Origin of the sequence: Enterobacter cloacae complex sp.6700776, from assembly GCF_048284255.1 — a bacterium.
Classification (GTDB): Bacteria; Pseudomonadota; Gammaproteobacteria; order Enterobacterales; family Enterobacteriaceae; genus Enterobacter; species Enterobacter intestinihominis.
In genome coordinates this window covers 1-245 of the sequence record NZ_JBLVYK010000347.1, presented here as the reverse complement: position 1 = coordinate 245, position 245 = coordinate 1, and the positions used below count along the sequence as shown (strand labels likewise).

Sequence of the window (245 nt, the reverse complement as noted above, 5' to 3'; positions counted from 1 at the left end):
ACAGAACGACAGAAGAACGGACAGACTGCCAGGTACTTCGATGTCGCCTTGCCGGTGGAGCTGGACGACAAACAAAAAAAAGACCTTTTAATAAAATACCTGTCTCTTATACACATCTCCGAGCCCACGAGACCAGGTACTTCATTTGGGGGGGGGGGGGGGGGGGGGGGGGGGGGGGGGGGGGGGGGGGGGGGGGGGGGGGGGGGGGGGGGGGGGGGGGGGGGGGGGGGGGGGGGGGGGGGGGG

General features: G+C 67.8%; 1 pseudogene. It reads left to right on the top strand.

The features are described from left to right. Positions 1-99, top strand: a pseudogene (locus ACNQ0T_RS24570) (MobA/MobL family protein); the annotation flags it as partial. Between the last annotated feature and the right edge of the window lie 146 nt (positions 100-245).